Source organism: Streptomyces sp. NPDC096310, assembly GCF_044763125.1.
Taxonomy (GTDB): domain Bacteria; phylum Actinomycetota; class Actinomycetes; order Streptomycetales; family Streptomycetaceae; genus Streptomyces.
In genome coordinates this window covers 62899-88663 of the sequence record NZ_JBIWFO010000023.1, presented here as the reverse complement: position 1 = coordinate 88663, position 25765 = coordinate 62899, and the positions used below count along the sequence as shown (strand labels likewise).

Annotated in this window: 19 protein-coding genes and 2 pseudogenes; 9 read left to right on the top strand and 12 right to left on the bottom strand. The window is 70.9% G+C overall.

Annotated features, from left to right (window positions below; all coding sequences use genetic code 11):
- Nucleotides 1-47 precede the first annotated feature (47 nt).
- From ACIQ7D_RS30665 to ACIQ7D_RS30650, 4 genes and pseudogenes are all read right to left on the bottom strand, one after another.
- Nucleotides 48-293 carry a DUF397 domain-containing protein gene (locus ACIQ7D_RS30665; protein ID WP_403943144.1) on the bottom strand — a complete coding sequence of 82 codons (246 nt, stop codon included), beginning with the start codon at nt 291-293 and terminating at the stop codon, nt 48-50.
- A pseudogene (locus ACIQ7D_RS30660) lies at nt 293-1192 on the bottom strand (Scr1 family TA system antitoxin-like transcriptional regulator). Before ACIQ7D_RS30660 ends, ACIQ7D_RS30665 begins: the two are co-directional and overlap by 1 nt.
- Before the next feature lie 243 nt (nt 1193-1435).
- Complete coding sequence (locus ACIQ7D_RS30655; protein WP_403943142.1) at nt 1436-3310, bottom strand: MFS transporter; 1875 nt, start codon at nt 3308-3310, stop codon at nt 1436-1438.
- A 309-nt stretch (nt 3311-3619) separates the two neighbouring features.
- Nucleotides 3620-6004 carry a D-alanyl-D-alanine carboxypeptidase gene (locus tag ACIQ7D_RS30650; RefSeq protein ID WP_403943140.1) on the bottom strand — a complete coding sequence of 795 codons (2385 nt, stop codon included), beginning with the start codon at nt 6002-6004 and terminating at the stop codon, nt 3620-3622.
- Nucleotides 6005-6175: 171 nt separating this feature from the next.
- Between ACIQ7D_RS30650 and ACIQ7D_RS30645 the strand changes: the two genes are divergently transcribed.
- The 3 genes from ACIQ7D_RS30645 (at nt 6176) to ACIQ7D_RS30635 (ending at nt 8670) form a co-directional block, all read left to right on the top strand.
- Nucleotides 6176-6919, top strand: coding sequence for a GPP34 family phosphoprotein (locus ACIQ7D_RS30645; protein WP_329825054.1), 744 nt, complete (start codon nt 6176-6178; stop codon nt 6917-6919).
- 467 nt (nt 6920-7386) lie between these two features.
- Nucleotides 7387-8244 (top strand): helix-turn-helix domain-containing protein, encoded by an 858-nt coding sequence (locus ACIQ7D_RS30640; RefSeq protein WP_403943137.1) that lies wholly within the window; start codon nt 7387-7389, stop codon nt 8242-8244.
- Between the two features lie 216 nt (nt 8245-8460).
- On the top strand, nt 8461-8670 hold the full coding sequence (locus ACIQ7D_RS30635; RefSeq protein WP_403943135.1) for a DUF397 domain-containing protein: 210 nt from the start codon (nt 8461-8463) through the stop codon (nt 8668-8670).
- A 478-nt stretch (nt 8671-9148) separates the two neighbouring features.
- On the opposite strand, the pseudogene ACIQ7D_RS30630 reads toward ACIQ7D_RS30635, so the two are convergent.
- A pseudogene (locus ACIQ7D_RS30630) lies at nt 9149-10422 on the bottom strand (transposase).
- Nucleotides 10423-10649: 227 nt separating this feature from the next.
- Between ACIQ7D_RS30630 and ACIQ7D_RS30625 the strand changes: the two are divergent.
- Complete coding sequence (locus tag ACIQ7D_RS30625) at nt 10650-12272, top strand: sodium:solute symporter family protein (protein ID WP_403943133.1); 1623 nt, start codon at nt 10650-10652, stop codon at nt 12270-12272.
- Here ACIQ7D_RS30625 and ACIQ7D_RS30620 read toward each other — a convergent pair.
- The 4 genes from ACIQ7D_RS30620 to ACIQ7D_RS30605 form a co-directional block, all read right to left on the bottom strand.
- Nucleotides 12232-13347: an ADP-ribosylglycohydrolase family protein gene (locus tag ACIQ7D_RS30620; protein ID WP_403943131.1), complete on the bottom strand. Its 1116-nt coding sequence runs from the start codon at nt 13345-13347 to the stop codon at nt 12232-12234. The two genes, ACIQ7D_RS30625 and ACIQ7D_RS30620, sit on opposite strands and share 41 nt — an antisense overlap.
- 90 nt (nt 13348-13437) lie before the next feature.
- Complete coding sequence (locus ACIQ7D_RS30615) at nt 13438-14679, bottom strand: DUF418 domain-containing protein (RefSeq protein WP_403943129.1); 1242 nt, start codon at nt 14677-14679, stop codon at nt 13438-13440.
- A 123-nt stretch (nt 14680-14802) separates the two neighbouring features.
- On the bottom strand, nt 14803-18105 hold the full coding sequence (locus ACIQ7D_RS30610; protein WP_403943127.1) for a tetratricopeptide repeat protein: 3303 nt from the start codon (nt 18103-18105) through the stop codon (nt 14803-14805).
- A 54-nt stretch (nt 18106-18159) separates the two neighbouring features.
- Entirely contained in the window at nt 18160-20757 is a 2598-nt protein-coding gene (locus tag ACIQ7D_RS30605) for a bifunctional FO biosynthesis protein CofGH (protein WP_403943125.1), read from the bottom strand.
- Between the two features lie 156 nt (nt 20758-20913).
- Between ACIQ7D_RS30605 and ACIQ7D_RS30600 the strand changes: the two genes are divergently transcribed.
- The gene (locus tag ACIQ7D_RS30600; protein WP_403943123.1) at nt 20914-21468 is read left to right on the top strand and encodes a GNAT family N-acetyltransferase; all 555 of its coding nucleotides are present in this window, start codon (nt 20914-20916) and stop codon (nt 21466-21468) included.
- Here the strand turns inward: ACIQ7D_RS30600 and ACIQ7D_RS30595 are convergent.
- Nucleotides 21375-21935, bottom strand: coding sequence for an ATP-binding protein (locus tag ACIQ7D_RS30595; protein WP_403943121.1), 561 nt, complete (start codon nt 21933-21935; stop codon nt 21375-21377). The genes ACIQ7D_RS30600 and ACIQ7D_RS30595 overlap by 94 nt on opposite strands.
- 218 nt (nt 21936-22153) lie before the next feature.
- On the opposite strand from ACIQ7D_RS30595, the gene ACIQ7D_RS30590 reads away from it, so the two are divergent.
- The 3 genes from ACIQ7D_RS30590 to ACIQ7D_RS30580 are packed head-to-tail and all read left to right on the top strand — an operon-like array spanning nt 22154 to nt 23486.
- Nucleotides 22154-23005 carry a DUF5753 domain-containing protein gene (locus ACIQ7D_RS30590; protein WP_403943119.1) on the top strand — a complete coding sequence of 284 codons (852 nt, stop codon included), beginning with the start codon at nt 22154-22156 and terminating at the stop codon, nt 23003-23005.
- A gap of 15 nt (nt 23006-23020) precedes the next feature.
- Nucleotides 23021-23212 carry a DUF397 domain-containing protein gene (locus tag ACIQ7D_RS30585; RefSeq protein ID WP_403943117.1) on the top strand — a complete coding sequence of 64 codons (192 nt, stop codon included), beginning with the start codon at nt 23021-23023 and terminating at the stop codon, nt 23210-23212.
- Nucleotides 23205-23486, top strand: a complete 282-nt coding sequence (locus ACIQ7D_RS30580; RefSeq protein WP_403943115.1) for a DUF397 domain-containing protein — start codon at nt 23205-23207, stop codon at nt 23484-23486. The genes ACIQ7D_RS30585 and ACIQ7D_RS30580 overlap by 8 nt, the downstream gene beginning before the upstream one ends.
- 24 nt (nt 23487-23510) lie before the next feature.
- On the opposite strand, the gene ACIQ7D_RS30575 is transcribed toward ACIQ7D_RS30580, so the two are convergent.
- Both ACIQ7D_RS30575 and ACIQ7D_RS30570 read right to left on the bottom strand, forming a co-directional pair.
- Nucleotides 23511-24338 (bottom strand): LLM class F420-dependent oxidoreductase, encoded by an 828-nt coding sequence (locus ACIQ7D_RS30575; protein WP_403943112.1) that lies wholly within the window; start codon nt 24336-24338, stop codon nt 23511-23513.
- Between the two features lie 132 nt (nt 24339-24470).
- A complete protein-coding gene (locus ACIQ7D_RS30570) occupies nt 24471-25355 on the bottom strand; it encodes an ADP-ribosyltransferase (protein WP_403943109.1) in 885 nt (294 codons plus the stop codon).
- 143 nt (nt 25356-25498) lie between these two features.
- On the opposite strand from ACIQ7D_RS30570, the gene ACIQ7D_RS30565 reads away from it, so the two are divergent.
- A partial coding sequence (locus tag ACIQ7D_RS30565; protein ID WP_403943108.1) for a hypothetical protein occupies nt 25499-25765 on the top strand: 267 nt, incomplete at its 3' end.

The following is a 25765-nucleotide window of genomic DNA, read 5'->3' as shown; positions in this document are numbered from 1 at the left end:
GGACCGGTCGGCTCCGGGGCGGGGCGCTCGTGCGTGTACGCCGAGGGTCAGGCCTGGGCCGCGTACGAGAGGAAGCTGCTCCAAGCCGCCGGCGCGAGGGCGAGCTGCGGACCCTGCCGCACCTTGGAGTCCCGGACGTGGACGGTGTCGAGGCAGGTGGCCACCTCCACGCAGCTGTCGCCGGAGCCGCTGCTGTGGCTGGACTTGCGCCAGGAGAGGGCGACCTCTACGCAGTCGTCACCGGAACCACCGCTGTAGCTGCTCTTGAACCAGGCCAGTTCCATCGTGCTCATCATGCTCCTCGCATCCGCCGCAACAGGCTCAGGGAGTCTTCGAGGGAGAGAGCCAGTGAACGCATCCTGGCATACCGCATCTGGAGCATGCTGACCACCTTGGGGTCGGAGATGAACTGGCCGCTCTCCTGCCCCTCGCAGTACGCGAACCACCGGTTCTCCGGGGTCTCCAGCAGCCGCATGGGGCCGTCAAGTCCCGCGTGAGACTCCCGCACCTGTGGCATCACCTGGATCTCCACATTCCGCAACTCCGCGATCTCCAGCACATGCTCGACGAGCCCCCGCGTCACCTCCGCTCCGCCCGTCCGCCGCAGGAAAAGGTGCTCCTCCAGGATGAAGCTGTACGTCGTGTTCGGCCGTTCCCGTAGCAGCCGCTGCCGTTCCGCCCGGGCCGCCCACTGTGCCTCGATCTGATCGGCGTCGAGGAGTGGCAACTGCTCCACGAACAGCGTGCGCGCGTACGCCTCCGTCTGCAAGAGCCCTGGAATCAGGCGGCATTCGTACGTGTACAGATTCAGCGCCTCCGCCTCCAGCAGCGCCCACTGCCTGAACCAGCTCGCCAGTCCCGGTTTCCGCGACAGATGCCGTGCCGCGCCCCTGATCGCCCCGAATCCGTCCAGGACCTCCTCCGCCCGCTCCACGAAGGCCCATTGCGGGAACCGCCTGCCCTGCTCGATCGAGGCGACCGTTTGCAGCGACTACCTGACCTGCGGGGCGAACTCCTCCTGGGTCAGGCCCGCCCGCTTACGGAAGGCCTTGACGACCTCGCCGAACGCCTTGAGGCTGTCCGACCGTTCCGGTTCGACCCCGGTGGGGCAGGGGCTCGCCCCGCCGGGTCCATCGACCTCACCGGTCCCGTCCGTACTACCGATCTCGTCACTGCCGGTCTCGTCCGCCATGCCAGGACACCTCCCGCACACCCGCCTCGACGTACACGCTGAACCCGGTCATGGTTACGTGGAGTCACCACGCCCGTCCACGCTGAGTACCCGTACGCTGACCCAGCGTACGAGTGGCCTGACTGGTAAAACCGGTGTTCGGCCGGGCCGGGTTGGCGCCCTCACGCCAACGCCGAGGTTTCCGCGTGCTGCCGTACTGTCCCGTGCCTGACCAATGCGACCGCGGTGGGCAGGAGGCGGACCTCAGCGCAGCTCCTCCGGGCAGCCCGTCCCGCGCGGCAGCTTGTACGGCGCGGCCAGCCGGTAGACCCCGGCGCGCGGCGCGAGGAGTTCCGTCCACTCGTCGCCGTCCACGGTCGGCTCGGCCTTCAGCAGACAGCCGTTGGGGTTGGTGTAGCTCTTCGGGACGCCCTCGTCCGCGGCGTTCTTGGACGCGGCCGTCTCCTGCGGCGGCAGCACCCGCTCGCCGTTCTCGTCGACCAGGGCGAGCCACGGCGAGTACGGGATCCGGATCAGCACCCGCCCGGCCGACTTCACCTGGATCGTCACCTCTTCCGCGGCGGCCCGGTCGACGGTCGCGGGCGGGTCGGCCAGCGGCGTGGGGTCCTGGACGGCGAAGAGCTGCCAGTTGGCGTCGCCCCACAGGCGTTCGAGGTAGGGCAGGCCCTTCTGGACCAGCTCGGCCTCCGTGGCGGCGCCGTCGTCGGACCGGCCCTCGGGCAGCACCACGTAGTGCACGGCCCAGCGGTCCAGCCAGTCGCGGTAGGTGGTGGCGGTCAGGGTGTCGTCGTAGAAGAGCGGGTTGCGCTCCATGTCGGCCTGCCGGTTCCAGCCCCGGGCGAGGTTGACGTAGGGGGTGAGCGCGGACGACTCACGGTGGCTGCTGGCGGGGACGACCTCGACCCGGCCCGTCTCCGCGCCCCTGCGCTGCAACTGGTTGACCAGCGGCGCCAGCTCCCGCGCCCAGGAGGCGGTGGGGGCCGTCCGTACGATGTCGTCGACGCCCTTGAAGCCGATCCAGAAGTTCAGCCCGGCGAAGGCGACGACCAGGGCGTACCAGCGGCGTGAGCGCGGCGCGGTGTACGGCAGGGCGGCGAGCAGCACCACCCCGCCGACGATCATCGCGAACCGGGAGACGTTGGAGCCGATCTGCGAGTCGATCACATACGTGAGGAGCACACCGGAGCCGTAGACGGCCGTGGCGACCCGGACCGTACGCCACTGTCCGGGGACGAGGACGAAGGTGAGCACGGAGAAGAGGAAGGGCAGCGACGCCGTACCGACGGACATCGGCTGCGTACCGGAGAACGGGAACAGCCAGGCCGACAGCGCCACGACCGCCGCCGGGGCCAGACCGAGCGCGTACGCCCCGGGGCGGCGCTTGTTGAGGAAGAGCGCGGCGGCCACGACCCCGAGGAAGAGCCCGGCCACCGGGCTGGCGGCGGTGGCGAGCGCGGCGAGCGGCGCTGCGGCCACGCCCTTGAGCCAGCGCTTGCGGCGCCAGCGGTGGGGCCAGCAGAAGACGGCGGCGACGGCGCCGAGCGCGAACATCATGCCGAGGCCGAAGGTGACGCGCCCGGACAGCGCGTTGCACAGGAACGCGAACACCCCGGCGAGCGCGCACGCGACGGGGTTACGGACGGCCGGGACGCGGACGAGGATCAGCGCGGTCAGGGCGGCGGAAACCGTCCCGGCGAGCATCATCGTCGAACGGACGCCGAGGACCGACATCAGGTAGGGCGAGACGACGCTGTACGAGACGGGGTGCATCCCGCCGTACCAGGCGAGGTTGTACGCGGAGTCGGGGTGGCGTCCGACGAACTCGGCCCAGGCGTCCTGGGCGGCGATGTCGCCGCCGCTGTTCGCGAAGAAGAAGAACCAGAGGACGTGGACGGCCGCGGCGACGAGTGCGGTGAACAGGACGGGGTGGCGCAGCACCCGCTCCCGGAGGGCCGGGAACCGTCCGTCCGCGGGGCCGTCACCCGGGGCCGGGGACGCGGCCGGTTGGCCGGTGCGCTCCGGTGACGGATCTATTCGCGCCCTGGCGGCGGGCGTTGCCGCGGCGGGCACCCCGGTGGCGGCGCCGCTGTCGGCGCGCGTCGGCTCAGCGGTCGTCACTGCGGCTCTCCACGTTTTCCCGTCCCACCGTCGCACCGTCTTCGCGTCTCCGCCCGAAGCGCGGCGTGCCGACCCCCGGCATCCCGCGGGACGCCCGCATCGTCCAGGACGCCGGCCCCGTGGCGCCCGGTCGCCCGGTGGGCCGGCCGAGCGGATGACGGGGCGGTGCCCAGCAGATGTCCGTTTCGCGACGCTAGCACGTATGGCTCGTACGGGGGCCGCTGACCCGAACGAGAGGCCGTACGGACGGTGGCCCCGGAGCGTCCTCGCCCCGGGGCCACCGGTGTTCGTCCGGGTGACGGCGGCAGGTCAGCCGACGCGGGTCAGCTTCGCGCCGAAGCCGGGCTCGGCCTTGTCGCTCTGGAGGGCGACCGGGGCGGTCACCTGGCCGGGACCGGAACCGACGGTCAGATGGCCGACGACGGTGCCCGCGGCGGCACTCTGCGCGATCGTCTTACCGTCGTCCGTCAGCGCGACGGAGATCTTCAGGCTCGGCCAGCCGGCCGCCTTCAGGTCCTTCGTGGCGACCACGGGCGTCCGGCCGCCCAGACCGTCGTCGACGTACCCGACGGTCTGTCCCTTCTTCACCACGGTCTTCGACTCCAGCAGCTCACGGGTCGGGATCAGGACCTCCTTGCTCGCCGCGTTGACCGCGTCGATGATCGAGGGTCCCTGCTGGCTGAGAATGGCGCCCACGACGTACTGCTTCGTGCCGTCGACGTCCTTGGTCGCGGCGAAGAGCAGGTTGCCGCCGGCCTTGGTGGTGGTACCGGTCTTTATCCCGATGGCGCCGTTGTAGGGCACCAGGGTGTTCCAGTTGGGCCATGTCTTGCCGGACGGGTCGGTCCACGACGGCAGTTGGGTGATCACCATCAGGGCCTGCATCTTCACCAGCTCCAGCCCCAGCTTCACCTGGTCGGCGGCGGTGGAGACGGTCGTCGCGTCGAGCCCCGACGGGTCGGTGTACTTCGTGTCCTTCATCCCGAGTTCCTCGGCCGCGTCGTTCATCTTCTTGACGAACGCGTCCTGCGAACCGGCGTCCCAGCGCGCGAGGAGCCGCGCCACATTGTTCGCCGACGGGATCATGAGCGCGCTGAGGGCGTCCTTCTGGGAGAGCTTGTCGCCCTCCTTGATCGTGTTCAGCGTCGACTCGTTGCCGGACTCGTCGTAGCCGCCCTCCTTCTCCGCCAGGGCGTCGACCGGGATCCGCGCACCGTCCTGGCCCACCTTCATCGGGTGGTCCCGCATGATGATGTAGGCCGTCATCGACTTGGTCACGGAGGCGATCGGCACCGGCTTCGGCTCACCGAACGAGTCGACGATCCCGAGGCCCGCCACCGACATGACGCCCTGTCCGTGGTCGGGCCACGGCAGCGCGGGCTTGTCGCCCTCGAAGGAGTACGTGGACTCCGCGGTGAGCGAGAGCGCCGGGTCGGGCAGCGGCCGTACCGCCTGGACGATCGCGAAGACGACCACCGCGAGCAGCACCAGCGGCGTCCAGATCTTGACCCGGCGGACCATCGTGCGGACCGGGGTCTCCGGCGGGGCCGGCTTGTTGGTCAGCTCGGCGAGCAGGTCGAGCGGGGGCATCGGAGGCATCGGCTGCTGCCGGGTCCGCTCGGCCTCGGGGATCCCGGACGGCGCGGGCGACGGCGCGGGGGCGGGGGCCGGCGCGGAGGCCGGGGCAGGAGCCGCCTTGGACGCGGCGGGCTCGGCCGGCGGGGCGGGACGGTCGTCGCGGCGCAGGGGGACGAACGTACTCGTCCGCTCCGCCAGGGTCTCGTCCTTCTTCGCGTCCTTGCCGCCGTTTTTGCCGCCCTTGCCCTCCTCGGCGCCGGTCGGCTTCGGCAGCTTGAGCGCGGTGGTGGGCTGGTCGGTGGCCGGCTCGGGAAGGGTCCTGAAGACGGCGGTGGCCTGGTCGACCGGCTCCGACTTCCCGGACTCGTCGTCAGAGTCCTTGGAGTCCTTGGCGTCCTGGGAGTCCTGGGCGTCCTTCTTCGCGCCCTTGGCATCCTTGGCGTCTGTGAGGGGCTGGGGCTTCTCCGGCTGCTTCTCCGGCTGTTCCTCAGGCGCCCCGGACTCCTGGGAACCCGAGGGCTCCTGGGGGCTCTTGGACTCCTGGGGTGCCCCGGCGGCCTTCGGCTCCCCGGGCGCCTCGGGCTCCTTCGCACCTTCGGCGGGAGCCGCGTCCCGGTCCACGGATCCGGCCGAGGCGGCCCCGGACTTCTCGGAGCCCCCGGCCTTCTCCGGCTTCTCCGGCTTCTCGGCCTTCTCCGGCTCCGGCTCCGGCTCCGGTTCGGCCGTGGTCTCCGGCCTCGCCCAGGACGGCGACTTACCGTCGCCCTTCAGCGTCATCGTCCGGTCGTCGGACGTGGGCCGCTCGGACTCCGGGCGCTCCGGCGCCGCCGTTATGCGGTCGCCGTCCGCTTCACCGGACCCCTCGGCCTCCGACGGGCCGTCCTCGGAATCCGACGCGGAAACCTCGGCGCGATTTGCGGTCGCAACCTTCGTCGACCCCCGGGAGCCGGACTCCGCCCGGTCGGTCCCGCCGGCCTCGTCCGCCGCGGACGAGGCCGATTCACGGAAGACCGTGAGCCTCGGGTCGCGTTCGCCGGAAACCGCCTCCCCCGACGACTTCCGCTGATCCGACTTGTCGGGGGACTCGCCCGCCACCGTGTCTCCTTCATGTCTCATCCGACGTACCGCACTGTCCGAAGCATCTATCAGTGTCCCGCTCCGGGACCTCGGCCCGAGTGCTAGACGAGAACGACATACATAACGGTTCCCGCACAAAGTACCCAGGCACTCTCGACAGACCGTTGTGAGAGGGGTCACCCTGTCACTCATCCACGCGGGGAGGCATGGATGGGCAGGAGCCGCAGAACAATTCCGGAGGAGCTTCTGCTGCTCGCTCTGGACCCGGCCACGGGTACCACAGCGCAGCCGCAGTCGCTCGACCTCGGCCTGGCCGGAGCACAGCTAGTGGAGCTGGCTCTGGCAGGACGGATAGCCCCTGACGGGGATCGTATCGCCGTGGTGATGCCACGGCCGACCGGAGATCCGACTCTGGACTCCGCACTGGAGCTGTTGCGCAGACGCGGCAGCCCGGTCCGGGCCGTCCATTGGATCGGCGGGCCCCGCCTGGGGCTGCGCCAGACCTATCTCTCGCATCTGGAGCGGTGCGGCATGGTGCATGCCGTGGCGGGCCAGATGTGCGGGGTGCTGCCGACGACTCGCTACCAGGCGACGGAGACGGCGATCAGCCGGGAAATCAGGTCCCGGCTGGACAGTGCGATCCGCACCGGCGTTCCGCCGGACCCGCGGACCGCGGCGCTCGCCGCGCTGGCCCACGCGGTCGGACTCGGCAAGCACCTCTACCCCGGGAACGAGGGGCGCTCGTCGCGCTCCCGGCTCCGGGACCTGATCAGACACGACCCCATGGGCGGTCTCGTGGCGCACGCCGTGATGGACGTCCAGAACGGGGTGGGCGCACAGCCGCGCCGTAACCCGGCCCAGGGCGCCCCCAGCGCTCCGGCCGGCGCCCGGCCGGTCGGTGGCGTGCCCATGCAGCCGCAACGCGGTGGCATGGCGCGCGTACCGGCGCACTGAGTACGGAGCAGGCGCCCAAGCCCGCCCCGACAGGCACGGACAGGCACACGCACGCACAGCACGCCCGCGCACCGACACGCACCGCCCGCACAGAGCGATCCGCCGCACCGATGTCCCCAGACCCGGTTCGGGAGCCGCACAGGACGCGCGGGGCAGCCGGAACACCACCGGCCGCCCCGCGCGTCGCGCGTCGGCCCGCGCCGTGACCCGTCGGCCCGCCGCGGAGCCCCGGACCCTTGGCCATAGGCCGGCGGACCCGTGACGGGCCTCCGGGGCCCCGGGGGCCGCCGGAGCCCCCGGGGGCCGCCGGACCGGCGCCAGGGCGCGCGCGGGGGCGTGCGGCGAGGCGCGCAGAACGGCGCAATCACCTCTGTAGCCATTTCCCAGCGCAGTCGGGACCTTTGGTGGCAGTCTGCTGAGCAGTAGATACGTACAGCTACAGCTACACAGCCGGAGGTGCAGTTTCCGTGGCGTCCAACGTCAATCCCACCGTCAGGCGACGCCGATTGGGCCAGGAGTTGCGCCGGCTTCGCGAACTCAAAGGCATGACGGCCGAGGAAGTCGCGGAACGCCTGCTGGTCTCCCAGTCGAAGATCAGCCGGCTGGAGAACGGCCGCCGCTCGATCAGCCAGCGCGATGTGCGGGACCTCTGCGGGGTCTACGAGGTCGAGGACAGCCGGATCGTCGACTCGCTTATGCAAATGGCCAAGGACTCCCGTCAGCAGGGCTGGTGGCATGCCTTCGGCGATATTCCGTACAGCGTCTACATCGGCCTGGAGACCGACGCGGCCTCGCTGCGCGTGTTCGAGCCGCAGGTGGTTCCGGGGCTGCTCCAGACGCGCCCGTACGCCGAGGCGCTGATCAACGGCGCGCTGCCGGAGTCGGCCGTACCGGATGTCGAGAAGCGGGTCGGGGTACGGCTGCGACGGCAGGACCGGATCAACGCGCCCGAGGAGCCGCTGCGGCTCTGGGCCGTGGTGGACGAGGCGGCGCTGCGCCGGGTCGTCGGCAGCCGCCGGCTCATGCGGGAGCAGCTCGAACATCTGCTGGAGCAGTCGCAGTTGCCGCATGTGACCGTTCAGGTGCTGCCTTTCGACATGGGCGCGCATCCCGGAATCACCGGTCACTACGCGATTCTCGAATTCCCCGACGCCTCGGACTCCAGTGTCGTCTACATCGAGGGCGTGACGAGCGACCTTTATCTGGAGAAGGCCAATGATGTGCAGCGGTACAGCGTGATGTACGAACATCTGCGCGCGCAGGCCCTGAATGCCGATCAGACCCGGCAGTACATCGCGGAAATCGCAAAGGACTACGCCCGCTGAGCACCCGTCACGTTGGTCCGGATTGTCGAACTGATCCGCTTTTATGCGTCGGGAGGGGCCAGCATACACCTCAACCACGTTTCCCCGTAAGGCTATTCGGGGGTGGACCATCCGGACGAGTGAACGCGCGCCCCGCTCATCAAGGGAGGCGAGTAGCGTCGATCATGCCAACAGAAGTTGGCGCTATTTCACCTCACTTGCTGAACCGGAGCGAATATGGCAATCCTTCAGGGCGCTACGGACACGTGGACGAAGTCCTCGTACTCCGGCGGAAACGGCGCATGCGTAGAGGTCAGGTCCCCCATCGTCCAGGCCATTGCCGTTCGGGACTCGAAGGTGGCCGAGGGGCCGTCGATCTCCTTCGTCCCCAGCTCGTGGAATGCCTTTGTCCAGGACATGGGCAGGGGCGCCGCCGACCTCGTCTGAGGCCGGTCCGCCGTTGACCGCCGGCACCACGTTCCACCGCACCACAGCTCCACCGGCACCACAGTTTCACCGCACCACGGACAGAGCCCTCTCGACCGGTCCGCCGTCCTGGCCGAGGGGGCTCGGCCATGCCCGGCCGCACGGGACCCGCATCCCGCGCGGCCGTATCCGTCCGGCCTGTTCCCTTCGGGTGTTTCCGTTCCGTACGAGGCCCGGCGGCAGAAGCGCCGGAGCCCACTGACGAAGTGCTCGCTCATCGTGTGTGCGCGATCACGGTCACGACAACGCCATGGAAGGTCAAGAACGGGCAAAACTGTTCGACTTCCTGATCCGCGTTCACGTCCTTGACCAACGGCACCCTTGACCCGCCGCCCCGGCAGGCGGTTCAATCCCCAAGTCCCCGCTCCCGCACGGGGTTACCGCCACCCGGAACGCGCCCTCTGACGAAGCGCTCCCATGTTCAACCGGCGGACCGTGTCTAAAGACCGAGCGGGAGTGGGTCCTGTTGCCAGAACTCGTGCTCAGCCGAACGCCCCGAACGGTGTTGGGCGTTCTGGATACCCGCGTTCGCTCCGTGTCCGGGCGGCACGGATCGTGTCCGCGGTCCGGGAACGCGGGGGCGGGGCTCCTCACGCCCGGGGATGTCCGGTGGGGCCTGGATGGTCCGATGCCCATAACGATCGCTCTGGTCGCTGCGGGGCGGTGCCATCCGTCGCCGAACCGGATGTCCCTGGGCGCGCCGTCCGATCGCGATGCTCGCGGCATCGTGTCGGGTGGTTCTGCGTCGCGGGGTGGTGAGGGGCTTCCGCCAGTGCTGGGCGCCCCAGCGGGAGGTGTAGGCCGGGTCCACCGCGACGACGGTGAGGTCATGTTCGGCGGCCATGGAGACCAGCCGGGCTCGGAGCTTCGCGGTGGGGAAGCGCGAGATCAGCCGGCGGAAGCGTTTGCGGCGGCCGTGCTTCTCGCGGGTCTTCTCCCCCTCGAAGTCCAGGTCCTCGATCGCGATCGCCTTCACGCCGCACCGGCGGGCCCAGTGCAGGAGGCGGGTGAGCGCGTGGCGGATCTGCGCGTCCCGGTGCTGAGCGATGCCGGTCAATTCGTAGGGGAAGCGGTGTGGTTCGCCGACGGGGTTGCCGTGGGCGTCGAGGTGCCAGGCTGCGAGGTGGTCGTCGTTCATGTCCACCCCGATGCAGCCCGCCACCAGCGCCGCACCCAACGGCAGGATGGGCACGTCCTTGCGCTGCCAGGCGGCGGTCACGTACCAGCGGTCGCGTTCGGTGTCGTGGTGCAGGGTGTAGGCGACGGCCCTGTTTTCGGCAATCCGGTCGGCCCACTCCGCACCTCGGTGCGGGAAGGTCACCGGCCGCTCAAGGATGAACCGGCCGTGCGGCGCATTGGCGAGGTGCACCAGTGGTGCGGGGAGTCTGAGAGAGACCTGCCCTTCGGCGGTGATGCGGATGGTCTCGTTGCCGTCCCGTTTGCCCGATTCCCCGTCCGCCGACAGGAGCAGGCGCGCCGCGACGACGACCGGCCTGTCAAAGCCCGCTTGCGCACCGCCCAGCGCCCAGCGTCATGGTCCAGGCCGTCACGGCAGCGCACCGCCAGATCCCCCGACGCCAACGACCCCGGCCACCCGCCCACCTCACGCAGCACCCGCTCCTCGACGCCCGACAGGCGCAGCCGGGTACGCACCGCGACACCGGAGGGGCCGGGCACGACGAACGGCGCCACCAGCGCCCGAAGCTCGCCCATCCACCTCACTCCCCTCGTTTCCGGTTCCCATGCCGGGCACGCCACAGGTATCCCGTGTCGAACAGGACAACGAAACACCGAGCCAAAGGTCACTCGCTCAGCCCAACCGCCGCCTACCCCCGCCCGAGCAGAACCCGGAACCACCACATGTCCCTGCCCCACTCCCACTCACTTGCAGTCTGCAGAACTCGCTTATCCGGCAGCAGTTCCTACCCTGGAGGGGTGACATGAACAGCCTCGACTGGATCGTGCTCGTCGCGTACTTCGGAGTCATGATCGCGATCGGGCTCTGGTCGCACAAGCGCGTGGACAATGTCAGCGACTTCTTCACCGCGGGCGGCAAGATGCCCTGGTGGCTCTCGGGCATCTCGCACCACATGTCCGGGTACAGCGCCGTGATGTTCACCGGGTACGCGGGCATCGCCTATCTCTACGGCGTCACCTCGTTCGTGACCTGGTCCTTGCCCATCGCCATCGGGATCGGGATCGGCGCGCAGGTCTTCGCGCCCCGGCTCAACCGGCTGCGCTCCCGGCTCCGGGTCGCCTCGCCGCTCGAATACCTCAAGAACCGGTACGACCTGAGGACGCAGCAGGCGCTCGCCTGGTCCGGGCTGCTGCTGAAGATCGTGGACGTGGGCGCCAAGTGGGCCGCCATCGCCACCCTGCTCTCCGTCTTCACGGGGATCTCCCTCAACCAGGGCATCCTCATCACCGGTGTCATCACCGGCATCTACTGCACCGTCGGCGGGCTGTGGGCGGACGCGCTCACCGAGCTGGGCCAGTTCGTCATCCAGCTCTTCGCCGGGGTCGCGATGCTCGTCGCGGTCATGGGCAAGCTCGGCGGCTTCAGCGCGCTGTGGACGGTCTGGGACAAGCTCCCCGACGGCCACGCAGAACCGACGGCGGGCCCGTACACCGTGACGTTCCTGCTGGCGTTCCTCTTCATCAAGACCTTCGAGTACAACGGCGGCATGTGGAACCAGGCGCAGCGCTACATGGCCACGGCCAGCGCCCGTGAGGCGACGCGCTCGGCGCGGCTCTCCGCCGCTCTGTGGCTGGTGTGGCCGCTGGTGCTGTTCTTCCCCATGTGGTGCGCGCCGCTGCTGGTGGAGGCGCAGAAGCCGGACGCCTCCGACTCGTACGCCCTGATGACCGAACAGCTGCTGCCGCACGGGCTGCTGGGTCTGGTCATCGTCGGATTCTTCTCGCACACCATGGCGATGTGCTCGTCGGACGCCAACGCCATCGCGGCGGTCTTCACCCGGGACATCGCGCCGGTGCTCTCCCGCGCGGCGCGCGGCTGGTCGGACCGGGCGGGGCTGCTGGCGGCGCGGCTGTCGACGATCTCGTTCCTGGCACTGTCGATGGCGATCGCCACCCAGGTCAACTCGCCGACGTTCAAGGACATCATCACCGTCGTCATCAAGTGGGTGGCCGGGCTGATGGGGCCGATCGCGATTCCGTTCATGCTGGGGCTGCTCAAGCCGTTCCGCAGGTCGGGCCCGACGGCGGCGCTGGTGAGCTGGGCGATGGGGCTGCTGGCGTTCTGGCTGGTCAACTACCCGATCAACTGGAACGTGGACGGCGGTGTGCCGCTCCAGTACCAGGTCTCCGTACCGCTCGCGGTCTCGCTGGTGCTGTACGTGGTGATCGGCTTCCTGAAGCCGGAGGACACCCCGGAGCGTGACGCGCTGCTGGGGCGGATCGACGGGGACGGCCACGAGGCGACCGACGGGGAGGGCGACGCGAACGGAAAGGACGGCGGTAAGGCGAACGGGAACGGCCCCGGGAGCGGGAAGGGCGGCGGGATCAGCCGCGCGGGTAGCGGGTCAGCCACCCCGACTCCGTGACCGCCGGGCTGTGCAGCGCCGGCCCCTGGGTCATCTCCATCGCGAAGTCGTCCGCGATCTCCAGCAGGGTGGGCCGGCCCTCCAGCTCCGCCAGCCAGGCGGGCGGCAGGGCCGTCTCCCCGTGCAGGGCTCCCAGCAGCGATCCGCAGAGGGTGCCGGTGGTGGCGGACGGCCCGTCGTGGTTGACGGCGAGGCGCAGCCCGTGGCGTACGTCCTCGGCGACCAGGGCGCAGTGGACGGCGACGGCGAGCGCCGACTCGGCGGTGCGCCCGTCGCCGAGCGCGGCGATCTGCTCGGGGCCCGGCACGCCCTGGCGCCCGAGTTCGAGCGCCTGCCGCAGGGCCGCGGTGACGGGCTCGTGGCCGGTGCGCGGCGCGATCAGCACGCAGGCGCGCTCCACGCCCGCCTCCAGGGTGCCGCCGCGGGCCACCTCGTGCACGATGACGGCGAAGGCGCCCGCCGAGATGAACGCCCCCGGGCTGCCGTGCGTCTGGACGGCGCACTCCAGCGCGAGCTGGCAGACCAACTGCGGCTCCCACCCGACGAGCAGCCCGAACGGCGCGGACCGTACGAGGGCGCCCGCGTCCTGTGCGATGGGGTTCTTGGGCCGGTCGAGGGTGCCCATGACCTGGTCGCCGAAGCCGGTGAGGCAGGAGATCGTCGGGTCGCGGCGTACGTACAGCCACTCCTCCTGGGCGAGCCACCCGTTGTCCTTGCGGCGCAGGTCGGGCCCCCAGTCGCGCTGGGTCGCCGCCCAGCGCAGATGGGAACGGTGCACGTCGGTGGGCGGATGCCAGGCGCCGGTGTCGCGGCGCACCTGGGCGCGGATCAGGCCGTCGACGGTGAACAGGGTGAGCTGGGTGGAGGCGGTGACGGCGCCGCGCCGGCCGTACGCGGGGACGAGGTCGACCACGCCGTCCCCTCCGTGAGCGGCCCTGATCTCGTCGAGGGTGAGCGTGGAGACCCCGGCGCCGAGCGCGTCCCCGAGGGCGCCGCCGAGCAGTGCGCCCCGTACTCGGCTGCGGAAGTCCTGCTGCTCGGCACGGCCCCAGACGGCTCCGGACGGTGTGCTCACACGTCCCCCTCCCCTGTTGGGCCCCGTTGTGTGCCCGCGCGCGACTGCGCAGCACTGTAATCGAACGGGGACAGCGGGTTGAGGGCGCACTCAGACGCGCGGTGCGGGCCGCTCCAGGTGCGTGGCGGCGCGCAGCAGCCACTCGACCGGGCCGATCCGGAACCGCCGCATCCACCAGGCGCTCCACGCCACCTGTACGGCGAAGATCGCCACCGCGACGGCGATCATCGCGGCGTACGGCGTCCGCCCGACGAGACCGAGCCCCATCCCGGTGAAGATCAGTCCGCAGAGCAGCGACTGGCTCAGGTAGTTGGTGAGCGCCATCCGCCCCGGCCGCGCCAGCACCTCGCCCAGCCGGGCGCCGCGCGCGGTGCGGAAGACGCGCAGCAGCGTGGCGGCGTACGCGGCGGTGAGGAACGGCGCGGTGACGGTGTGCGCGACGGGCGCGAAGAGGTTGTCGTCCGCGGCGAGGGTGTAGGCGAGCGATCCCGCGAGGCCGACCGGGAAGCCGATGAGCTGGATGAGCCTCAGCTTTCGCCGGTACGCGTCCGGGTCGGCGGCGGCGGTGTGGTCGAGCGCGCGGTGTTTGCCGGCGGCCAGCCCGACCAGGAACGCGGAGAAGGCCAGCGGCCCCTGGAAGAAGAGGATCATCGGGAACGCGGTCGACAGCGAGTCCAGCCGCTCCCCGACGACGGACCCGAACCCGCCCCGCATCGCCTCGGTGGCCTCCCGCCCGTCGGCGAGCATGGTGGCCCGTTCGGCGGCGGTCGGGGCGGCGGAGGCGCCGTCGATGACGGCCACGAGGACGGCCAGCGCCAGGAGGACGAACACGATCACCCCGGTGACGATCCCGGCCACCCACAGCGCGCGGCGCGGCGGGATGCCGCGTACGAGGAAGAGCAGCAGGCCGAGGACGGCGTACGTGACGAGGATGTCGCCGTAGAAGAGCAGCACCGCGTTGGCCACGCCGATCAGGAACAGCCCGCCGATCCGCCGCAGGAAGCGGGGCCGGAAGGAGAGTCCGCGCGCGGTGGCGGAGTTGAGCAGGAGGGTGAAGCTGTAGCCGAAGAGGAAGGAGAAGAGGAGATAGAACTTCGACTCGAAGAAGAACTGGACCACACCGGACGCCAGATGGTCGTGCCACGCGTCGCGGGCCGGGTCGGGCAAGTCCAGCAGGGTGTAACCGCTCGCGAAGAACGCGATGTTGACCATCAGGATGCCGAGGAGGGCGAAGCCGCGGAGCGCGTCGACATCCGCGAGGCGCGCGGTCGGGGCCTGTCCGGGGGCGGGCGTGCCGGAGGTGGCGGGCTCGGTCGGCGGGGGTGCTGTCATACCGTACGACGGTACGGATCGCGGGCGGCCTGCGACATCCGACAAAAGTAGTGCGGCGGGTCTCTTCGGTCTGGTGGGACGAGGCTCAGGTACTCGGGTGCGAGGCTTCGGTACGTGCCGGGTTTACGCCCAGCGGGCGGCGAACGCGTCGCGGGCGGCGGCCACCCGGGCGAGCCGGGGGCTCAGGGCGGCGGTGTCGATGCCGGGGGCGTCCAGCAGTTCTCCGAGGTCGGAGGCCAGTTGTGCGAGGTCGTCCCACTCGTTGTCCCTGGCGAGCAGAGTGGCGAGCGAGGCGTCCAGCACTCCCCAGTCCGCGAGTGCGGCCGTACTCAGCGCGGCTCCGTACGCAGTCATCTCTTCCGGCAGATCGGCGGCCTCCGCGATCCGCCGCTTCAGCTCCCGCCAGAGCGGGGCCCCGGCGTCCGCTCCTTCCGCCACGGTCACCGTCAGGGCCTGCTGGAGCATGCCGTACACCGGCTCCTCGGCAACGCTCCGCTCGGCAGCCTCCAGCGCCTCGGCCCACTGTCCGGTACGGCGCAGCGCCTCGCAGCGGGCCGGCAGGTCGTCGTGGTCGGTGGCGGTCAGCTCGTCCAGCAGCCGCAGCGCCTCCTCGGGTCTGCCCAGCAGCAGGCTCACGTTCGCCGCTCTGTGCCGGGCGGGGTCCGCGCCGTCCGTGTCCGGGTTCAGCGCGATGCTCCGCAGGAAACCGGCGCAGGACTGCTCGGCGCGGCCCGCGGCCAGTGCCGTACGGGCTCGGAAGTAGTGGTGCCACGGGTTCTCCGGATCGATCTCCAGGGCACGGTCCAGGTCCACGAGGGCCTGGCCGTGGCGCCCGCAGGCGCCGTGGGACCTGCCGCGCAGCGCGAGCGCCCAGTCGTCGTCGGCTCGTTGCTCCAGCACCGCGGTGAGATCCGCGACCGCCTCCTCGTGGAGCCCGGCGGCCCGCCGGGCCGCTCCTCGCTTCCGCCGGATCCACACGCTGTCCGGTTCTGCCTCGACGGCGCGGTCCAGGTCGGCCAACGCGCCGCTGGTGTCCCCGTGTTCCTGCCGCAGACCGGCGCGGTGCGCAAGCGCCCAGGCGTACTGCGGACTCAGCTCGATCGCCCGGTCCAGATCGGCGCGCGCCTCGGCGGGCCGCCCCAGCCGGTGGCGGACATAACCCCGGCTCGCCAGCGCCGAGACGCGATCGGCATCGAGCGTGAGGACGCGGGTCAACTCCCTTTCCGCGTCCTCGTTCCGGTCGGTCATCCGGTACGCGTCCCCGCGCTCGGAGGCGATCCAGGCGCTGTCCGGGGCCAGTTCGACCGCACGGTCCAGATCCGCGAAACACCGGTCGAGTTCCCCCATGTCCCGCAGCAGCCGGGCCCTGCGGACCAGCGCCCACAGATACGCGTCGTCCAGCTCCAAGGCCCGGTCGAAGTCCGCCAGAGCGGCCGTATGCCGCCCCAGCACGTGATGGGCCACGCCCCGACAGGCCGGCGCGTAGCCATGGGTCGGATCGAGAACGACGGCACGGTCCAGCACTTCGACAGCCTCTTCGCTCCTGCCGACGAGCCGAAGCGTTTCCCCGTACACGCCGAGGACCCATGGTGTGTCCGGGGCCAGTTCGTCGGCCCGGCGCAGGTCGGTCAGGGCAGCCTCGTAATCTCCGTTCCACAGGTGGGTCCGGCCACGGTTGTAGTACGTCCTGGGCTCCTCCGGGTCGAGTGCGAGCGACCGGTCGTACTCGGCCAGGGCCGCCGCGTACGAGCCCGCCTCGCGCAGCTCCGCCGCCCGTACCCGGTGCGCCACCGCCCGGCCCCCGCTGTCCAGTCCCGCCCGGTCGAGCAGCAGGCCAACGGCCGCCTGTACCCCTTCCTCCTCGTCTTCGAGCGCGGCCACCAGCCGCCGCCCCCACTCCCGGGCCACCCCGTCGCCGGTGTCCTCGCCCGCCTCCGCCAGTACCTGGGCCGCGCGGCGGGCCGTCGCCGGGCTCTCGCGGCTGCCTTCGACCACGTCCCTGAGCGCCCCGGGGAGCGCGCCGCGCGGGCCCGCGCACAGCCGGTGGTACGTCTCCTCGAAGCGCAGTGCGCGCCACTCCGCGCTCTCCCAGCGTTCGTCCCTCGGCAGGTCCGTCTCCGTCTCGGCGCGCCAGCGGGCGAAGGACTCGGCGAGGGCGGTGTGCCGTTCGCGCCAGGTGCGCGGGGAGCGGGTGCGCTGGAGGCGGAGCATGGGGGCGCGCACCACGCCGTGGTAGGCGACCCCGCCGTCCTTGCCGAGGGCGAAGGGCAGTGTCCGCAGCCAGTCGTACAGCCCCGCCGCGTCCTCGGGCACGGCCTCGCGGAAGATGTCCTCGTCCAGTCGGCGGGGCAGGGCGCAGGCGAGGGCCGCGGAGCGCCGTAGGGGGTCCTGTTCCCACTTGAGGAAGCGTTCGACGGCGGTGGCGCTGGGGTCGCCCACGTCGTCCGGGTCCGTCGGCTGGTTCTCCGCGAGGGTGGAGACGAGGACGGGCAGGCCGCCGGAGAGCCGGAGAACTTCCTCCACGACGGACTCGTCGGTGACCCGTTTCGCGGCGAGGAGCGTGCGCGCCTCCCCCGCCGTGAAGGGAGCCAGCGGCAGGCTGGTGCCGAAGTCCCCGTACCCGCCCCAGCAGGCGGGGTCGAGGGGGCGCTGGCCCGCGAGCGTCACCACGACGCGGCCCGGGAAGTCCCCGTACCGGCCTGCCTTGACCAGGTCGCGCAGCCAGGTGTCCAGGAAGGGCGCGGTGCGTTCGTACGTGTCGAAGAAGAGCGCGATCCAGGGGATGTCGCGGGAGATCCCGGTCAGTTCGGTGACCAGGACGGGGGTGAGTACCTGGTCCGGCCTCAGGACGAGCTGGACATCCTCCTGGTCGCGGAAGCGCGCGCTCAGGGTGGCGCGGAGCCGGTCGGCGCCCGCCGCGAGGTGCTGGGGGTCGACCGCGTCCGCGAACGGTCCGACGACCGGGACCATCCGCAGCCCGATCATCCCCGCCGTCACCGCGGCGGTGGACCCGGCGGAGGCGGCGGGCGGCTCCCCGCCCGGTGCGGCGGCCGACTCGGCCTCGTGTCTGCGCTGCCGGTAGGTGGCGAGCTGCCGGTCGAGCCGCTTGAGCGGGTGCCCCTGCCGCCCGAACTGTTCGGCGATCGCGGCCAGCGTCTCGGGGACGCTGCTGACGGACTCGTCCACGTACGCGGTCAGCGCGCCGCACTCCTGGGCGGTCCGCTCCAACTCCCGTACGAGGGAGGTCTTCCCGACGCCCGCGTTGCCGTGGACGTGGAACAGGTAGCGGTGCCGCTCGTCGTCGGGCGGGTGGCCGAAGTTCTCGCGGTACGCGGCCAGTTCGGCGCCCCGGCCGACGAACCGGCGGCGGCGTGCGATCAGTTCGGCCATCGACGGTCGACCGGACTCCGCGTGCGCGTGCGCCACGTACGTACTCCCCCGTGTCCGTCCTGCCCGGTTCCCGGGCGGCTCCTTCGGCGCTCAGTCTGCCAGCAGGGGCAGCAACTCCGGCAGGTGTCCGTCCGATGCCGCCGCCGCCCTGACCCGCTCCTCGGGGACCTCTCCGTACAGCGTCGTGCGCGGCTTCGCCGGGCGCCCCGCCGCGTCCGCGATGGCGACCAGGTCCTTGACCGAGCGGTAGGAACCGTAACTGGAGCCCGCCATACGGGAGATGGTCTCCTCCATCAGTGTGCCGCCCAGGTCGTTGGCGCCGGAGCGCAGCATCTCCGCCGCGCCCTCCGTGCCGAGCTTCACCCAACTGGTCTGGATGTTGGGGATGTGCGGGTGCAGCAGGAGCCGCGCCATCGCCATCACCGCGCGGTTGTCCCGGTCGGTGGGGCCGGGGCGGGCGATACCGGCCAGGTAGACGGGGGCGTTGGTGTGGATGAAGGGCAGGGTCACGAACTCCGTGAAGCCGCCGGTCTCCTGCTGGATACGGGCGAGGGTACGGAAGTGGCCCAGCCAGTGGCGGGGCTGGTCGACATGGCCGTACATCATCGTGGAGCTGGAACGGATGCCCAGTTCATGGGCGGTCGTGACGACTTCGATCCAGGTGGCCGTCGGCAGCTTGCCCTTGGTGAGGACCCAGCGGACCTCGTCGTCCAGGATCTCCGCCGCCGTGCCGGGGATCGAGTCGAGTCCGGCCTCCTTGGCGGCCGTCAGCCATTCGCGGATCGAAAGGCCCGTGCGCGAGGCGCCGTTGACGACCTCCATCGGGGAGAAGGCGTGGACGTGCATACCGGGGACGCGTTCCTTCACGGCGCGCGCGATGTCGAAGTAGGCGGTGCCGGGCAGGTCGGGGTGGATGCCGCCCTGCATGCAGACCTCGGTGGCGCCGACCTCCCAGGCCTGTTGCGCGCGGTCCGCGACCTGGTCGAGGGAGAGGGTGTACGCGTCGGCGTCCGTACGGCGCTGGGCGAAGGCGCAGAACCGGCACCCCGTGTAGCAGACGTTGGTGAAGTTGATGTTGCGGGTGACGATGTACGTGACGTCGTCGCCGACGGTGTCGCGGCGCAGCTCGTCCGCGATACGGGTGAGCGCGTCGAGCGCGGGCCCGTCGGCGTGGAGCAGGGCGAGAGCCTGGCCGTCGGTGAGCTTCGTCGGGTCGTCGGCGGCCTGCGCGAGGGCGGTCCGTACATCGGTGTCGATACGGGAGGGCACCATGCCGGGCGCCGCGGCCTCGCGCAGCGCCTCCCAGTCCCCGTACACCTCGTCGAAGTCGTCGCGCCGGTCCGCGGTGCGGCCCTCGGTGTCGATGGTGCGGTGCAGATCGGTGCGCCCGGTGGCGGTGAACCCTTCGTCCGGCTCCTGCCAGGGCAGTCCGGCCGGCCTGACACCCTCGCGCGCGAGTCCGGTCTCCGGGTCGGCGAGGGCGCGTACGTGCGGCATCAGGCGGGGGTCGAGCCAGGGTTCGCCTCGCTGGATGAACTCCGGGTAGATGGTGAGCCGTTCGCGCAGCTCGAAGCCGGACTCGGCGGTCCGCGCGGCCAGTTCGTCGATGTGCGGCCAGGGGCGCTCGGGGTTGACATGGTCGGGGGTGAGCGGCGAGACCCCGCCCCAGTCGTCGATGCCCGCACCGATGAGCAGGGCGTACTCCGCGTCGACCAGGTTGGGCGGCGCCTGGATACGGGCGGAGGGGCCGAGGATGTGCCGGGCCACGGCGATGGCCGCGGCCAGCTCCTCCAGCTCGGCGTCGGGCATGCCGCGCATGGCGGTGTCGGGCTTGGCGCGGAAGTTCTGGACGATGACTTCCTGGACGCCGTGGTACGCGCGCTGGATCCGGCGCAGCTCGAAGAGGGCGTCGGCGCGCTCCTCGTACGACTCCCCGATGCCGATCAGCACCCCGGTCGTGAACGGCACGTTGGACCGGCCGGCGTCCTCCAGGACCCGCAGCCGGACGGCGGGCTCCTTGTCGGGCGAACCGTGGTGCGGGCCGCCGGGCTCGGACCACAGGCGTGTGGCGGTGGTCTCCAGCATCATGCCCATACTCGGGGCGACGGGCTTGAGCCGCTGGAGGTCGGTCCAGGACATCACCCCGGGGTTGAGGTGGGGCAGCAGCCCGGTCTCCTCCAGGACGCGGATCGCCATGGCGCGCACATAGGCGAGGGTGTCGTCGTACCCCTCCGCCTCCAGCCACTCCCGCGCCTCGGGCCACCGGTCCTCGGGCCGGTCGCCGAGGGTGAACAGCGCCTCCTTGCAGCCCATTTCGGCGCCCTGGCGGGCGATCGCCAGCACCTCGTCGGGCGAGAGGAACATGGAGTGCCCGGCGCGGCGGAGCTTGCCGGGCACGGTGACGAAGGTGCAGTAGTGGCACTTGTCACGGCACAGCCGGGTGAGCGGGATGAAGACCTTCCGGGAGTACGTGATCACCCCGGCCCGCCCGGCCGCCGCCAGCCCGGCATCCCGCACCCGCGCGGCGGACCCGGCCAGATCGGTGAGATCGGCGCCCCGCGCCTGGAGCAGCACGGCGGCCTCGGCGACATCGAGCGCGACACCGTCACGGGCACGCTTGAGGGCACGGCGCATGCCGTTGGCGGTCGGCTGTCCGGGCCCGGGGCCCTGCGGTGCGCTCGTCGTCATGCTTCGAGCATACGAGCGCCGGGGTGGATCTTGGTTGCGTGACAAGAGGTGGCATATGTCTCTCTCGGGACACGAATAGAAGCGCTGATGCACGTGATTCATGTGCGTGACTCATGCGCGTGAAGGGGCAGGCGACCGGTTTGCGAGACTTCGGGCATGGACGCGGAGACGAGAACGACAGAGGCGGGCACGACCGGAGTCGGGACACGACCGCCCGTTGTGCCGTCGTGGGCGCTGCGGGCCGCCACGGCGGCGGACGTGGAACCGGTGGCCGAGCTGCGGGCCGCAGTCATGCGCGGCGACCTGGAACGTCTCGGGCGGTACGACGAGCACCGGGTGCGGCAGCGGCTGCGCGACTCCTTCTCCACGGAGTACACCTCGGTCATCACCGTCGACGGTGATGACGCGGAGGCGACCGCCGGAGCGGGACCGGTCGCCGGCTGCGTCACGCTCCGCCCCGCCTCCGGCGGTCTCCTGCTGGAGCACTTCTACGTCGCCTTCCGCCACCAGGGCCGCGGGCTCGGCTCGGCCGTCCTGCGCACGCTGCTGAAGCGCGCCGACGCCCGGAACGCGCCCGTCCGCCTCAACGTCCTCCAGGGCAGCGCGGCCCGCCGGCTCTACGAGCGCCACGGCTTCGTCCTGGAGTTTGAGGACCCGGTCGACGTCTTCCTGCTCCGCCCACCGGGCGCGGACGCCGCGCCCCTGACCTGACCGGCGGGTCCGTCCTGGCCGCCCTTGAGCACGCACTCCACCCACAGCAGCTTTCCCCGGTGCCCGGACCGCTCGCCGCCGAGGCGGTACGCGCCCCAGTCGTCGGCGTAAAGCTGTACGAGCCGTAACCCGCGCCCGCACTCCGGCAGGGCTTCCGTCCCGGGGGCGGACGGCGACGGGGTGAGGAGGCCGCCGTTGAACGGGGGCGGGATCTCGGGGCTGCTGTCCCAGACACCGACCCGGAGCCGGTGCGGCTCCAGGGCGCGGATACGCAGGGCGGACGGGCCCGGCGCGTGCCGGTACGCGTTGGTGACCAGCTCGCTCGCCAGCAGTTCCGCCGTGTCGGCCACCTCGTCCATCCGGTGCGCCCTGACCACGCTGCGGACGGTGCCGCGGGCGATTCCGGGGGCGCGGGGATCGGGCGGGAGTTGAAGCGTGTAGGCCCAGTGCGGGGATACGGTTTGCACGGAAGTCTCCGATCGCGGAGGGGGTTGACCCAGGAGTGGGGATGCGAGGTGCGGTGCCCGGTGACCAGGTCGCTCCGTCGAGCGGGGTGCTTCCAGGCGGTGGCCTGCCTCAGAGACTAGACCGCCAAAAAGGAATACTTGATAGCGTTCCAAGTAATACTCCCGGATCTCACCCGTGTGAGTGATCCCCTTGTACGTCCCGGAAGGCGAGTTGAGCGATGGCGGCCAAACCCGACCTCACGGCGCGGCGCGTGCGCCTGGGTATTGAGCTGCGGAGACTCCGTGAGCGGGCACGGCTGACGTCCACCGCGGCCGCGGAGCTTCTCGGCACGCGACCGGGGCAGATCAGCAACATCGAGACGGCCCGGTTCGGGGTCGGCGGTGACCGCGTGCGCGCGATGGCCGTCGCCTACGGCTGCCGGGACGAGCTCTTCGTCTCCGCTCTGGTGGACGTGGCCCAGGACCGGACGCGCGGATGGTGGGAGGAGTACCGGGGCGTTCTGCCCGCCGGGCTGCTGGACCTGGCCGAGCTCGAACACCACGCCGTCGCGCTCCGCACCGCGTACACGGCCCACATCCCGGGACTGCTCCAGACCGCCGATCACGCCCGGGTGGTGTTCCAGCAGGTGGTGCCCGAGCTGTCGCCGCCCCAGATCGAGCACCGCGTCTCGCACCGGGTCAAACGGCAGGACGTCATCTACCGTACGGATCCGCTCCGGTATTCCACGATCGTCCACGAGGCCGCGCTCCGGATGAAGTTCGGGGGCGCGGCCACGGCTCGGCGTCAACTGGAGCATCTGATCGCCATGGGAGAACGCGAGCACATCACCCTCAGCGTGATCCCCTTCGACGCCGGCGCGTATCCCGGCTCGGGGCAGTCGGTCGCCTACGCCGTCGGTCCCGTACCGCAGCTCGACACCGTACATCTCGACCAGTCACACGGCTCCGTTCTTCTGGACGCCAGGGCACAGCTCCAGAAATACCGGACGCTCCTCGGCCGTATGGAAGCCGTCGCGCTCAACCCGGCGAAATCCCGGGACTTCATCCACTCCATCGCTCAGCAGCTCTGACCGAAAGGACCGCTCATGGCCACGGACCACTGGCAGAAGTCGTCGTACTGCGGTGAGGGCGACGCCTGTCTGAGCGTTGCCGCGACGCCCGGCTCCGCGATACAGCTCACCGAGACCGCCGACCCCGCACAGACCATACTGGCGACCGACCCGGCCACCTGGGCCAGGTTCCTCCGCTCACTCAAGGAGTCCGACCACCATGGCTGACATTCCCACCGGTCTCGAATGGGTCCGTGCCGCCCCCGAGGGCGACGAGGGGCCCGGGCCCTGGATCGAGGTGGCCGCCGGGGCCGGGGATCTCATTCATCTCCGGGAGACCAGCGACCCCGACAACATCGTCACCACGAACCAGGTGAAGTGGGAGGCGTTCGTGAAGGGCGTCATGGCCGGGGAGTTCGACCACTTCGCCGAACTGGGTGAGAACGGGGACGGAGACGAGGCCGGGGACGGGGACCCGGGTCCCGGTACGTCCTCGTCCTGAGTCCCCGTCGGCCGCGCCCCCGCGTCACACGTACGCGGCGTACGCGTCCAGTACGCGCAGGACCTCCGACTCGCCGGCCGGGGGCAGTTGGAGGACGACCTCCTCGATGCCCAGCTCCGCGTAGTGCGCCAGCTTCCCCTCGCTGGGCAGCGTCGCGTACGGCACGATCTGCAGGGCCTCCGGGGCGCGGCCCGCCTCCTCCCAGGCCGTGCGCAGCGCCGGGAGCGCTTCGGTCAGGCCCCGGCCGCCGATCGGGAGCCAGCCGTCGGCGCTCTCGGCGATCTGCGCGAAGAGTTTCGGGCCCGCCGCGCCGCCGATCAGAGTGCGGGGGTTGCCCCGTACCGGCTTCGGGAACGCCACGCTCGCCCGCACCGAGCCGAACTCGCCCTTGTACGCGGTCGGTTCGGCGGCCCACAGCGCCCGCATCAGCGACAGGCGCTCGCCCGTGAGCGCGCGGCGCGTCGACCACTCGACCCCGTGGTCCGCGGCCTCCTCCTTGTTCCAGCCGAAGCCGACCCCCAGCGTGAAGCGTCCGCCGGAGAGGTGGTCCAGGGTCGCGATCTGCTTCGCCAGGTCGATCGGGTCGTGCTGCGCGACCAGCGTGATGCCGGTGCCGAGACCGAGCCGTTCGGTGACCGCCGCGGCCTGACCGAGGGCCACGAAGGGGTCGAGCGTACGGCCGTACTCGCGCGGGAGTTCGCCCCCGGCCGGGTACGGCGACGTCCGCTCGGCGGGGATATGGGTGTGCTCGGGCAGATAGAGACCGGCGAAGCCGCGCTGCTCCAGCTCCCGCGCGAGCCGTACAGGGGTGATGGTCTCGTCGGTGAGGAAGATCGTGGTCGCGATCCGCATGCGTCGTACCTCCGTTGTCGGTCGGTCGGTCCGCGTCACCGTACCGCCCTTGTTACCTACGGGTAAGTGTGCGGCTTCAGCGCGTACGGTGAGCTCCGCACTGGCCCGGGGCGCGGCGCCGGCCCGTCACCGTCAGCCCGTCTGGGTCACCTTGATGACCTTGACTTCCTTGCCGTTGATGACGCGCGTCTCCTGGCTCGTCATCGTGAACTTCCCGTCGCGCGGAATGAGGACCTCCGACTCCTTGCCCCGGTAGCGGGACAGCGGGTCGACGTTGCGGCCGTTGCTCGTCTCGATTTCGAGCAGCACCTTCTCCCCCTTGATGCCCCCTCCGTTGGCCCGGTCCAGGGCGGTTTCCGCCTTGCCGAGGTCCGTGGACGTACTCAGATACTCGGGGAAGCCGACCTCGTTGCCGTCGATCAGCCCCTCAAGGACGCTCTCCGGCATGAACGTGCCCCGGTAGACGGTGAGATCGGGCACCGGCGGCAGATGGCTCAGCGCCTCGTCCATCATCTTCACCTTGGCTTCGGGGTTCTTGAACGATCCGGGCACCTTTCCGCCGCGCAGGTACCTGTTGAGGTCGGCGGCCCAACTACCGGTGTAGTTGGCGACGACGAGCGCGTCCTGGGCCGTGAAGTTCTCGGTCAGCGGGTTCTTCTTGGCGATCTCCTCGACCTCCCGGGCCCAATCCTTGCTCTTGGCGGGTCCCGGCGTATACGTCGGGATACCGTCCAGCGCGTGCAAGGGGTCCAGGACCGGGTTTTTGTCCTTGTCGCTCCCGGCCTTGTCGAGGTCGTTGTGGTCGGTTTCCTCATCCTTGTTCGGGCACTCATCGCCGAAAGCCGCCTTGGCTGCCTCTTCAGCCTCTTGGTACGTGTCGTAACCGGGGACCGCGGCGCCGCCGACCGCCTTCGAGGCGGCCGCCAGCTTGTCCACCAGGTCCTGCGCGGCGTGCGCGTCGGGGGTGGGCCTGGCTCCAGTCGCCAGAATGAGATGACCGGTGGATCCGGCGTACATCACCGTGGGGAAGCCGACGGCCTTGGTGTTGTCGCAGTCCTCCTTGGGCTTCTCCTCGGGCTCGTCGTCAGGATCTTTGTCGGGGTCTTCCGAAGGCTTGGACGGCTCCGACGAGGGACCGCCGGACGAGGACCCACCATTGCTTGTTCCGCCGCTGCTCGTTCCGCCGCTGCTCGTTCCTCCGTTGGCGCCACCGCTCGCGCCGCCTGAGCTGGAACCGCCAGAGCTGGAACCACCGGAACTGGAACCACCGGAACTGGAACCGCCGCTCGCACCACCACTGGACCCACCCGAACTGGAACCACCGGAACTGGAACCACCGCTCGCACCACCACTGGACCCACCCGAACTGGAACCACCGGAACTCGAACCACCGCTCGCACCACCACTGGACCCACCCGAACTGGAAC

Bases quoted from the DNA above. Each gene is read 5' to 3' on its own strand.
- ACIQ7D_RS30665 (WP_403943144.1), bottom strand. From the start codon at position 293: ATGAGCACGATGGAACTGGCCTGGTTCAAGAGCAGCTACAGCGGTGGT.
- ACIQ7D_RS30650 (WP_403943140.1), bottom strand. From the start codon at position 6,004: ATGAGACATGAAGGAGACACGGTGGCGGGCGAGTCCCCCGACAAGTCG.
- ACIQ7D_RS30645 (WP_329825054.1), top strand. From the start codon at position 6,176: ATGGGCAGGAGCCGCAGAACAATTCCGGAGGAGCTTCTGCTGCTCGCT.
- ACIQ7D_RS30635 (WP_403943135.1), top strand. From the start codon at position 8,461: ATGGCAATCCTTCAGGGCGCTACGGACACGTGGACGAAGTCCTCGTAC.
- ACIQ7D_RS30625 (WP_403943133.1), top strand. From the start codon at position 10,650: ATGAACAGCCTCGACTGGATCGTGCTCGTCGCGTACTTCGGAGTCATG.
- ACIQ7D_RS30615 (WP_403943129.1), bottom strand. From the start codon at position 14,679: ATGACAGCACCCCCGCCGACCGAGCCCGCCACCTCCGGCACGCCCGCC.
- ACIQ7D_RS30605 (WP_403943125.1), bottom strand. From the start codon at position 20,757: ATGACGACGAGCGCACCGCAGGGCCCCGGGCCCGGACAGCCGACCGCC.
- ACIQ7D_RS30600 (WP_403943123.1), top strand. From the start codon at position 20,914: ATGGACGCGGAGACGAGAACGACAGAGGCGGGCACGACCGGAGTCGGG.
- ACIQ7D_RS30590 (WP_403943119.1), top strand. From the start codon at position 22,154: ATGGCGGCCAAACCCGACCTCACGGCGCGGCGCGTGCGCCTGGGTATT.
- ACIQ7D_RS30585 (WP_403943117.1), top strand. From the start codon at position 23,021: ATGGCCACGGACCACTGGCAGAAGTCGTCGTACTGCGGTGAGGGCGAC.
- ACIQ7D_RS30580 (WP_403943115.1), top strand. From the start codon at position 23,205: ATGGCTGACATTCCCACCGGTCTCGAATGGGTCCGTGCCGCCCCCGAG.
- ACIQ7D_RS30575 (WP_403943112.1), bottom strand. From the start codon at position 24,338: ATGCGGATCGCGACCACGATCTTCCTCACCGACGAGACCATCACCCCT.
- ACIQ7D_RS30570 (WP_403943109.1), bottom strand. From the start codon at position 25,355: ATGTACGCCGGATCCACCGGTCATCTCATTCTGGCGACTGGAGCCAGG.